The sequence below is a fragment of the Pseudomonas sp. GL_117 genome (assembly GCF_057835125.1).
In genome coordinates this window covers 795,142-805,000 of sequence record NZ_CM174418.1, presented here as the reverse complement: position 1 = coordinate 805,000, position 9,859 = coordinate 795,142, and the positions used below count along the sequence as shown (strand labels likewise).

At 60.7% G+C, this 9,859-nt stretch carries 9 protein-coding genes (1 of these 9 cut by a window edge); 6 read left to right on the top strand and 3 right to left on the bottom strand.

The annotated features are described in order from the left end of the window. Together AC3ISR_RS03395 and aptA are read right to left on the bottom strand one after the other, a co-directional pair. Nucleotides 1-1,149: the 5' portion of a CoA-acylating methylmalonate-semialdehyde dehydrogenase gene (locus AC3ISR_RS03395; protein WP_463984742.1), read on the bottom strand. The gene continues 345 nt to the left of window position 1, outside the view; the window shows 1,149 of its 1,494 coding nt (coding positions 1-1,149); the start codon lies at nucleotides 1,147-1,149; its stop codon lies beyond the left edge, outside the window. A 39-nt stretch (nucleotides 1,150-1,188) separates the two neighbouring features. Then, nucleotides 1,189-2,538, bottom strand: a complete 1,350-nt coding sequence (aptA, locus tag AC3ISR_RS03390; RefSeq protein WP_192300142.1) for an omega-aminotransferase AptA — start codon at nucleotides 2,536-2,538, stop codon at nucleotides 1,189-1,191. A gap of 125 nt (nucleotides 2,539-2,663) precedes the next feature. Between aptA and AC3ISR_RS03385 the strand changes: the two genes are divergently transcribed. The 6 genes from AC3ISR_RS03385 to AC3ISR_RS03360 all read left to right on the top strand — a co-directional run bounded on the left by AC3ISR_RS03385 (nucleotide 2,664) and on the right by AC3ISR_RS03360 (nucleotide 8,631). Beyond that, complete coding sequence (locus AC3ISR_RS03385; RefSeq protein WP_192300143.1) at nucleotides 2,664-3,584, top strand: LysR family transcriptional regulator; 921 nt, start codon at nucleotides 2,664-2,666, stop codon at nucleotides 3,582-3,584. Between the two features lie 79 nt (nucleotides 3,585-3,663). Next, nucleotides 3,664-5,058, top strand: coding sequence for a uracil-xanthine permease family protein (locus AC3ISR_RS03380; RefSeq protein WP_192300144.1), 1,395 nt, complete (start codon nucleotides 3,664-3,666; stop codon nucleotides 5,056-5,058). Between the two features lie 87 nt (nucleotides 5,059-5,145). Continuing rightward, a complete protein-coding gene (locus tag AC3ISR_RS03375) occupies nucleotides 5,146-5,805 on the top strand; it encodes a TetR/AcrR family transcriptional regulator (RefSeq protein WP_192300145.1) in 660 nt (219 codons plus the stop codon). Nucleotides 5,806-5,817: 12 nt separating this feature from the next. After that, nucleotides 5,818-6,399, top strand: a complete 582-nt coding sequence (locus AC3ISR_RS03370; protein WP_192300146.1) for an IMPACT family protein — start codon at nucleotides 5,818-5,820, stop codon at nucleotides 6,397-6,399. Nucleotides 6,400-6,433: 34 nt separating this feature from the next. Further along, complete coding sequence (locus AC3ISR_RS03365) at nucleotides 6,434-7,120, top strand: SDR family oxidoreductase (protein WP_463984741.1); 687 nt, start codon at nucleotides 6,434-6,436, stop codon at nucleotides 7,118-7,120. Between the two features lie 152 nt (nucleotides 7,121-7,272). After that, nucleotides 7,273-8,631, top strand: a complete 1,359-nt coding sequence (locus AC3ISR_RS03360) for an 8-oxoguanine deaminase (protein ID WP_192300148.1) — start codon at nucleotides 7,273-7,275, stop codon at nucleotides 8,629-8,631. Nucleotides 8,632-8,754: 123 nt separating this feature from the next. Here AC3ISR_RS03360 and AC3ISR_RS03355 read toward each other — a convergent pair whose 3' ends face one another. After that, nucleotides 8,755-9,840 (bottom strand): calcium:cation antiporter, encoded by a 1,086-nt coding sequence (locus AC3ISR_RS03355; RefSeq protein WP_489324578.1) that lies wholly within the window; start codon nucleotides 9,838-9,840, stop codon nucleotides 8,755-8,757. Between the last annotated feature and the right edge of the window lie 19 nt (nucleotides 9,841-9,859).

Sequence of the window (9,859 nt, the reverse complement as noted above, 5' to 3'; positions counted from 1 at the left end):
GATCTCTTCTTTGTAGATACGCATCTCAGGCGTCACATGATCAAACAGGCTGCCCCCCAGGAAGAACCCCTCTTCGTGACCGGCAACGCTCAGACCGCGACCATCAACCACCAACTTGGCGCCCGAAGAAACTCCTTCTTCTATATAGCCACTGACCTTATCCCGCGCCTGCCCCGTCACCAACGGCCCCATATCCAGGCCGCAGGAGGTGCCCGCACCGATCTTCAACGCCTTGACCTGCGGCACCAGCTTGGCGATCAACGCATCCGCGACCTGGTCGCCCACGCACACGGCCACCGAGATTGCCATGCAACGTTCACCGCACGAACCATACGCCGCGCCCATCAACGCGCTGACGGCGTTATCCAGATCCGCATCCGGCATCAATACCGCGTGGTTCTTCGCCCCACCCAGCGCCTGCACGCGTTTACCGCGCTTGGTCGCCTCGGCATAGATGTACTCGGCAATCGGCGTCGAGCCCACAAAACTCAGCGCCTTCACTTCCGGCGCTTCGATCAGCGCATCCACTGCGCCCTTGTCACCGTGCACCACGCTCAGCACACCTTTGGGCAAACCGGCTTCCTGCAACAGTTGTGCGATCAACAGCGTCGAGCTTGGATCACGCTCCGACGGCTTGAGGATGAAACAGTTACCGCAAACAATCGCCAGCGGATACATCCACAACGGCACCATTGCCGGGAAGTTGAACGGAGTAATACCCGCTACCACGCCCAACGGCTGGAAATCCGACCAGGCATCAATATTCGGTCCTACGTTACGGCTGTATTCGCCCTTCAGAATCTCCGGCGCGGAACAGGCGTATTCAACGTTCTCGATGCCACGCTTCAATTCACCGGCAGCATCTTCCAGCGTCTTGCCATGCTCTTCGCTGATCAACTGCGAAATGCGCGCTTCGTTCTGCTCCAGCAATTGCTTGAAACGAAACATCACCTGGGCACGCTTGGCCGGCGGGGTATTACGCCAGGCCGGGAACGCCGCCTTGGCCGAGTCGATCGCCTGTTGAATGGTTTCACGACTGGCCAACGGCACTTGGTGGATCACTTGGCCGGTCGACGGGTTGTAGACGTCGGCACTACGACCGCTGTCATTGACCAATTCACCGTTGATCAAATGCTGGATAAGGCTCATGCAGGGCTCCTGAAAAATTGTTCTATATAGAAGGAGAAATCAGTCGATCTTGTTCAGCACTTCGCCGACCGCATCGAACAGGCGATCCAGGTCCTGCGGCTTGCTGTTGAAGGTTGGCCCGAACTGCAGGGTGTCACCGCCAAAACGTACGTAGAAACCGGCTTTCCACAAGGCCATGCCGGCCTCGAATGGACGCACGATCGCATCACCGTCACGCGGGGCAATCTGAATCGCACCGGCCAGACCGTAGTTGCGGATGTCGATCACGTTCTTGCTGCCCTTCAACCCGTGCAGCGCATTCTCAAAGTGTGGAGCGACTTCGGCTACGCTCTGCACCAGATTTTCCTTCTGCAGCAGGTCCAAAGCCGCCAGGCCTGCAGCACATGCAACCGGGTGCGCCGAGTACGTATAACCGTGTGGGAATTCCACCGCATACTCCGGCGTCGCCTGGTTCATGAACGTCTGATAAATCTCGCTGCTGGCAATCACCGCACCCATCGGGATGGCACCGTTGGTGACTTGCTTGGCGATGCACATCAGGTCTGGCGTCACGCCAAAGCTGTCGGCGCCAAACATCGAACCCGTACGGCCAAAACCGGTGATCACTTCGTCGAACACCAGCAGGATATTGTGCTGATCGCAAATTTCACGCAGACGCTTGAGGTAACCCTGCGGTGGCACCAGTACGCCAGCAGAGCCGGCCATCGGCTCGACAAACACCGCGGCGATGTTCGACGCGTCGTGCAGTTCGATCAACTTGAGCAACTCATCGGCCAAGGCGATGCCGCCCTGCTCCGGCATGCCACGGGAGAACGCATTGCTCGCCAACAGGGTGTGCGGCAGATGGTCAACATCCATCATCGCCTGACCAAAAATCTTACGGTTGCCGTTCACACCGCCCAAGCTGGTACCGGCAATGTTCACACCGTGATAACCACGGGCACGGCCGATCATCTTGGTCTTGGTCGACTGCCCCTTCAGGCGCCAGTAGGCACGCACCATCTTCACCGCGGTATCGGCGCACTCGGAGCCGGAGTCGGTGAAGAACACGTGGTTCAAGTTGCCTGGAGTCAGGTCGGTAATCTTTTCCGCCAACTGGAAGGACAACGGATGACCATATTGGAAGCCCGGCGAGTAGTCCAAAGTCCCCAGTTGCTTGGCCACCGCTTCCTGGATTTCCTTGCGCGTATGCCCGGCGCCGCACGTCCACAAACCCGACAACGAGTCGTAGACCTTGCGCCCCTTGTCATCGATCAACCAGCTACCTTCCGCGCCCACGATCAAACGCGGGTCACGCTGGAAGTTACGGTTGGCGGTGTAAGGCATCCAGTGCGCGTCCAACTTCAGTTGGCTGGCCAGGGACGATGGGGCGTTTTCGGGCATGTTCATCAGCAAAACCTCGCAGGGCAAAAGGCAGCGTCGGGATTGAAAAGCGTTGTTGCAGCTAAATTGCCACGGCGATAAAGTCGGTGAAATTCAACTCTTCTAACCTTCAGTCAGGCCTTCACTAAACTATGAGCAGCCGTCGACCCGATCCCCTCGCCCAAGTCAGCGACTTCGATATACGCTTGTTGCGCATCTTTCGCAGCGTGGTCGAATGCGGCGGCTTCTCGGCAGCGGAAACCGTGCTCGGCATCGGTCGCTCCGCCATCAGCCAGCAAATGAGCGACCTGGAGCAGCGCCTCGGACTGCGACTCTGCCAGCGCGGCCGCGCCGGTTTCTCCCTGACCGAAGAAGGCCGCGAGGTCTACCAGTCCGCGTTGCAACTGTTGAGCGCCCTGGAAAGCTTCCGCACCGAGGTCAACGGCCTGCACCAGCATCTGCGCGGCGAGTTGATCATTGGCCTCACCGACAACCTCGTCACCCTGCCCCACATGCGCATCACCCACGCCCTCGCGCAGTTGAAGGAACGCGGCCCGGACGTGCAGATCCAGATCCGCATGATCGCCCCCAACGAAGTCGAGCAAGGCGTACTCGACGGCCGCCTGCACGTCGGCGTGGTGCCCCAGGCCAGCGCCCTCTCTGGATTGGAATACCAGCCGCTGTACAGCGAGCGCTCGCTGCTCTACTGCGCAGTCGGCCACCCGCTGTTCTACGCCGACGACAAGCAACTGGACGACGCACGTATTGATAGCCAGGACGCCATCGCCCCCACCTTCCGCCTGCCCGCCGATATCCAGGCCCACTATCAGGCGCTCAACTGCACCGCCAGCGCCTCGGACCGCGAAGGCATGGCTTTCCTGATCCTCACCGGCCGCTACATCGGCTACCTGCCCGACCATTACGCCAGTCTATGGGTGCAACAAGGCCGACTGCGCGCGCTGAAACCGGCTACACGTTTTTACGATTTGAGCCTGGCATCGGTCACACGCAAGGGGCGTCGCCCTCATTTGGTGCTGGAAAGCTTCCTGGAAAGCCTGGCCGCCACCCGTTAATTCGGGTGCAAACGAAAAGCTGAGCAGTTGGACAGCTTTTTGCAAGAACCCAAGGACATAGACCTTGAGTTTGCCCGCCATGCCACCAGAATCCTCCAGCAGCAGCGACCTGATCTACGGCCTCAACGACCGCCCGAAACCCGCCCCGGCCCTGCTCGCCGCACTGCAACATGTGCTGGCCGCGTTCGTCGGCATCATCACCCCGCCGCTGATCATCGGCTCCACCCTGGGCCTTACCGCGCACTTGCCCTACCTGATCAGCATGGCGTTGATGGTCTCCGGCGTCGGCACCTTCATCCAGGCACGTAGGCCGTATGGCATCGGCGCCGGCATGATCTGCCTGCAGGGCACCAGCTTTGCGTTTCTCGGCGCGGTGTTGTCGGCGGGTTTCCTGGTCAAGCAACGCGGCGGCAGCCCGGAAGACATCATGGCAATGATCTTTGGCGTGTGCTTTTTTGGCGCCGTGGTGCAGATCGTGCTGAGTCGCTTCATCGGTCAACTGCGCCGGGTTATCACACCGTTGGTGACGGGGATTGTCATTACCCTGATCGGCATCAGCCTGATCAAGGTCGGTATTACCGATCTGGGCGGTGGCTTCAATGCCCCCGACTTCGGCGCCCCCATCAATCTGGCACTGGGCGTGTTCGTCGTATTGACGATCATCCTGCTCAACCGCTCGAACACCCCATGGGTGCGCCTCTCGGCCATCATCATCGGCCTGGCGCTGGGCAGCCTCGCGGCCTGGTTCAGCGGCAAGCTGGTGCCCCAAGCCTTGCCCGACCTGCCCCTGGTCAGCCTGCCGATCCCATTCCGCTACGGCTTCAACTTCGACTGGAGCGCTTTCCTGCCCATCGCGCTGATTTATCTGATCAGCAGCATCGAAACCGTCGGCGACCTCACCGCCAACTGCATGATCGCCCGCCAGCCCATCAGCGGCCCTTCTTATATAAGCCGACTCAAGGGCGGCGTACTCGGTGACGGCGTCAGCTGCATGATCGCCGCCACCTTCAGCGCCTTCCCCAACACCACGTTTGCCCAGAACAACGGCGTGATCCAACTCACCGGCGTGGCCAGCCGTTACGTCGGCTTATACATCGGCGTGCTGTTGTTTTGCCTCGGCTTGTTTCCGTTGATTGGCGCGGTACTCCAGCAAATCCCCAAACCGGTGTTGGGCGGCGCAACCCTGGTGATGTTCGGCAGCGTGGCCGCCGCCGGGGTGCGCATCCTCGCCCAGGCGCCACTGGATCGGCGCAGCATGTTGATCATCGCCACCTCGTTCGGCGTCGGCCTGGGCATCGCCGCCCAACCGAACCTGCTGCACCTGATGCCGACGCTGGTGCAGAGCCTGTTCGACTCGGCGATCACCAGCGGCGGCTTGACCGCCATCGTGCTGTGCCTGCTATTACCGGAAGCCAAGGCCACCGGGAATGCCGCAAACCACGCGTCGGAAAGCGACACGGTGGAATCGCTCTGACGGTTTTATTGCATCAGGACTTGTCTGAGGCTTGAGGGTGGGTTATCTGTGCACACGTCGTCTCTATCGATCTGCACGGAAACCTCCATGAGCCTCGAAGTTCCTGCCCACAGCAACCCCACCGGAAAACCCGCCAGCCGCATTCGGCAAAAGAACGAACAAGCGATTCTCCAGGCTGCTGAAGACGAATTCGCGCGCCATGGCTACAAAGGCACCAGCATGAACACCATTGCTGCCAGTGCCGGGCTGCCCAAGGCCAACTTGCACTACTACTTCACCAACAAGCTGGGCCTCTATATCGCGGTGCTCAGCAATATCCTCGAACTGTGGGACAGCACCTTCAACACGCTGACCGCCGAGGACGACCCCGCGGTAGCCCTGGCTCGCTACATCCGCACCAAGATGGAGTTTTCGCGACGCCAGCCCCAGGCCTCGCGGATCTTCGCCATGGAGATCATCAGTGGCGGCGAATGCCTCACCGAATATTTCAGCCAGGACTACCGCGCCTGGTTCAGTGGCCGGGCCGCCGTGTTCCAAGCCTGGATCGATGCGGGCAAGATGGACCCTGTCGACCCCGTACACCTGATCTTCCTACTGTGGGGCAGCACCCAACACTATGCCGACTTCGCCACCCAGATCTGCCGCGTCACCGGTCGCACCAAGCTGACCAAGCAGGATATGGAAGACGCCGGCACCAACCTGATCCACATCATTCTCAAGGGCTGCGGCGTCAAGCCGGCCCTATAAACGAAGCGACTTATGCCTTTCACGCTCACCGGCCTTTGCGAGTTTCACGAAGAAATCCGCAAAAGCCGCTTTATCACCCTCGCCGCCCCGATCACCAGCCCGCAGGACGCCCAGGCGTTTTTCGCGCAACACAGCGACTTGAACGCCACGCACAACTGCTGGGCCTGGAAATTGGCTGATCAATACCGCAGCAACGACGATGGCGAACCCGGCGGCACCGCCGGGCGGCCGATCCTGGCGGCCATCGAGGCGCAAGGTTTCGATCAAGTCGCGGTGCTGGTGATCCGCTGGTACGGCGGCATCCAGCTCGGTACCGGCGGCCTCGCCCGTGCTTATGGCGGCGGCGCGAACAAATGCCTGCAGAATGCCGAGCGCATCGAACTGATCAGCCGCGTCCCGCTGAGTTGCGCTTGCAGCTTCTCCGAGTTGAACCTGGTGAAACTGCGTGTCGCCGACCTGGGCGGGCTGGTGGTGGAAGAAACCTTCACCGCCAATGGCGTCGAACTACAACTCGCTGTCGGCCAAGCGCATATCGATACCCTGCAAATTCAACTCGCCGACCTCAGCCGCGGGCGTATCCTGCTACAACGCTGAACTCCCTGAACCGCGACTCCAAAGGAAGCTTTTCATGTCTACGCCAAAAACCGCACTGATCATCGGCGCCTCCCGCGGGCTGGGCCTTGGCCTGGTCAAGCAACTGCTTCAGGACGGCTGGGACGTGACCGCCACCGTGCGTGACCCGAGCAAGGCCGAGGCCCTCAAAGCGCTCGGCCCGGTGCAGATCGAGAAACTCGACATGGACGATCAGCAAGCCGTGATCGCCCTGAGCCAGCGCCTCAAGGCGCGCACCTTTGACCTGCTGTTCGTCAACGCCGGCGTCAAAGGCCCGGCCAACCAGGAGCCTGGCCACGCCACCCTGGCGGAAGTCGGCCAACTGTTTTTCACCAACGCCGTTGCGCCGATCAACCTGGCCCAGCGCTTTGTCGGGCAGATCCGCAAGGACAGCGGCGTGTTGGCCTTCATGAGTTCGGTGCTGGGCAGCGTGACCATCCCCGACGGTTCCGACCTGGCGCTGTACAAGGCCAGCAAGGCTGCACTCAATTCCATGACCAACAGTTTCATCACCCAACTGGGCGATCACAAACCCACCGTGCTATCGCTGCACCCGGGCTGGGTGAAGACCGACATGGGCGGCGAAAACGCCCACATCGATGTCGACACCAGCGTGCGTGGCCTGGTGGATCAGGTAAATGCCTACACCGGCAAAGGCGGCCATCACTTCATCGACTACAAAGGCGACACCATCGCCTGGTAACTCCCACCTCAATCTCGTCCACTTTCCTACATGTGGACGAGATCTTTAACTACACGTAATCTAGCCCCTCGCCTTCACCGGCGACCCTGGATCAGCAGACAGGGCAACACTGAGCTGGCAAACCTGAACCCATCATTCAGAGGAGCCGGCCAATGCCTGCGACCCGTATCTGGTTAAAAAACCCCCTCGCGATTTTCACTGCCAACGGCCTCGACGCCCGTGGCGGCCTGGTGCTGCAAGACGGTGTCATCACCCAAGTGCTGGCCCTGGGACAAACACCCGCACAGCCCTGCGCACAAACTTTCGATGCCCGTGAGCATGTGGTCCTGCCGGGCCTGATCAACACCCATCACCACTTCTACCAAACCCTGACCCGCGCCTGGGCGCCGGTGGTCAACCAGCCGTTGTTCCCCTGGTTGAAAACCCTGTACCCGGTCTGGGCACGCCTCACCCCGGAAAAACTCGCCCTGGCCACCAAAGTCGCGCTGGCCGAACTGCTGCTCTCGGGCTGCACCACGGCGGCCGACCACCATTACCTGTTCCCCGACGGCCTGGAAAACGCCATCGACGTGCAAGTGCAAAGCGTGCGCGAACTGGGCATGCGCGCCATGCTCACCCGCGGTTCCATGAGCCTGGGCGAAGCCGATGGCGGCCTGCCACCGCAACAAACCGTGCAGCAAGGCCAGGTGATCCTCGACGACAGCCAGCGCCTGATCCGTGCATACCACGAGCGTGACGAAGGCGCGCAGGTCCAGATCGCCCTGGCGCCGTGCTCGCCGTTCTCCGTCACGCCAGAAATCATGCGCGCCAGCGCCGAATTGGCTGACAGTCTCGACGTACGCCTACACACACACTTGGCGGAAACCCTCGACGAAGAAGATTTTTGCCTACAGCGCTTCGGCCTGCGCACCGTGGACTACCTCGACAGCGTCGGCTGGCTTGGCCCGCGCACCTGGCTGGCCCACGGCATTCACTTCAACCCGGATGAAATCGAACGCCTCGGCGCGGCCGGCACCGGCATCTGCCATTGCCCAAGCTCGAATATGCGTTTGGCCTCGGGCATCTGCCCGACCCTGGACCTGCTCGCCGCTGGCGCGCCCATCGGTCTTGGCGTGGACGGTTCAGCCTCCAACGATGCGTCAAATATGATCCTTGAAGCGCGCCAGGCCCTGTACATCCAGCGCTTGCGCTACGGCGCGGAAAAGATCACCCCCGAAGGCGTGCTGGGCTGGGCGACCAAAGGTTCTGCGCAGTTGCTGGGGCGCACGGATATTGGTGAATTGGCTGTGGGAAAACAGGCCGACCTCGCGCTGTTCAAACTGGATGAACTGCGCTTCTCCGGCAGTCACGACCCGATCTCGGCACTGCTGTTGTGCGGCGCCGACCGGGCGGACCGGGTGATGGTGGCGGGTAAGTGGCGGGTGATTGATGGCCAAGTGGAAGGCCTGGACCTGAAAGGTTTGATCGCCGATCACAGCCAAGCGGCTCGAGCATTGATCGCCGGAACCTAAGTCATACGCAAATCAAAATGTGGGAGCGGGCTTGCCCGCGAAGACGGCGGGTCAGTCAATGCATGTGCTGACTGATACACCGCTTTCGCGGGCAAGCCCGCTCCCACAGCTGATTGGCGGCGGCTATAGACCCAGTAACGACAACATAATGAAGGTCGCAAACAACACAAAATGCGTCATCCCTTCAATGGCATTGGTTTCCCCGTCATTGAGGTTGATCGCACTGACAATCAACGTGATCAACACCATCACCGTCTGTACTGGCGTCATCGCCATCTGGAACGGCTGGCCAGTGTAGAGTGCCATCGCCTCCATCACCGGCACGGTCAGGATCACCGTCGACAACGAGGCCCCCAACGCGATATTGACCACCGACTGCATGCGGTTGGCCAACGCCGCACGCAACGCCGTCAGAATCTCCGGCGCCGCCGAAATGGCCGCGACCACAATTGCCGTGATCACCGGCGGTGCGCCCGTGCCCTCCAGGCCCAGGTCGAGGGTCTTGGACATCACCTCGGCCAACGCGCCAATCACAATCACGCCAAACACCAACGTACCGATAGAAAACGCCAGATTGATCGAATGCGCCTCTTCCGACGGCTTCTTACCGCGTTTCTCCGGGTAGCTGTAGCTGAAGAAATAACTGTGCGGCCCCACCTGCATGCGCAGGAACAGGGTGTAGAGCACCACCATCGCGCCGATGGTGAATGCCGAGTAAATTTTCCAGTCGGCCTCTGGGATAAATTCCGGCACCACCATCGACACACCCATGGCCGTCAGAATCATCACGCTGTAGCTGCGCGCCGAATCGTCGTTGTAGGACTGTTCGCCATGCTTGATGCCGCCCATCAGCGCCGCTAGGCCGAGGATGCCGTTGATGTCGAGCATCACCGCCGAATAAATCGTGTCGCGCACCAAGGTCGGCGAAGGCTCGTTACTCATCATGATCGCCAGGATCACCACTTCCACCAGCACGGCGGCCAGGGTCAGGATCATAGTGCCGTAGGGGTCACCGACTTTTTCCGCGAGCTGCTCGGCGTGATGGGCCACGCGCATCGAGGCGATCACGATGAACACGATCAGCACCACCCCGCCAAGCAGTGCCACGCCCTGCCCGTTGTTGAGCATCCAGTGTTCCAGGGGGTATGCGGCGATGGCGGCAAGCAGCGCCAGCAGCATGAATTTTTCTTGCTTGAGGGATGTGAGCATTCCGGGCCTTATCAAACAG

Coding starts and splice junctions, on each gene's coding strand:
- AC3ISR_RS03375 (WP_192300145.1), top strand. CDS start 5,146: ATGAGCCTCGAAGTTCCTGCCCACAGCAACCCCACCGGAAAACCCGCC.
- AC3ISR_RS03380 (WP_192300144.1), top strand. CDS start 3,664: ATGCCACCAGAATCCTCCAGCAGCAGCGACCTGATCTACGGCCTCAAC.
- aptA (WP_192300142.1), bottom strand. CDS start 2,538: ATGAACATGCCCGAAAACGCCCCATCGTCCCTGGCCAGCCAACTGAAG.
- AC3ISR_RS03360 (WP_192300148.1), top strand. CDS start 7,273: ATGCCTGCGACCCGTATCTGGTTAAAAAACCCCCTCGCGATTTTCACT.
- AC3ISR_RS03385 (WP_192300143.1), top strand. CDS start 2,664: ATGAGCAGCCGTCGACCCGATCCCCTCGCCCAAGTCAGCGACTTCGAT.
- AC3ISR_RS03355 (WP_489324578.1), bottom strand. CDS start 9,840: ATGCTCACATCCCTCAAGCAAGAAAAATTCATGCTGCTGGCGCTGCTT.
- AC3ISR_RS03365 (WP_463984741.1), top strand. CDS start 6,434: ATGTCTACGCCAAAAACCGCACTGATCATCGGCGCCTCCCGCGGGCTG.
- AC3ISR_RS03370 (WP_192300146.1), top strand. CDS start 5,818: ATGCCTTTCACGCTCACCGGCCTTTGCGAGTTTCACGAAGAAATCCGC.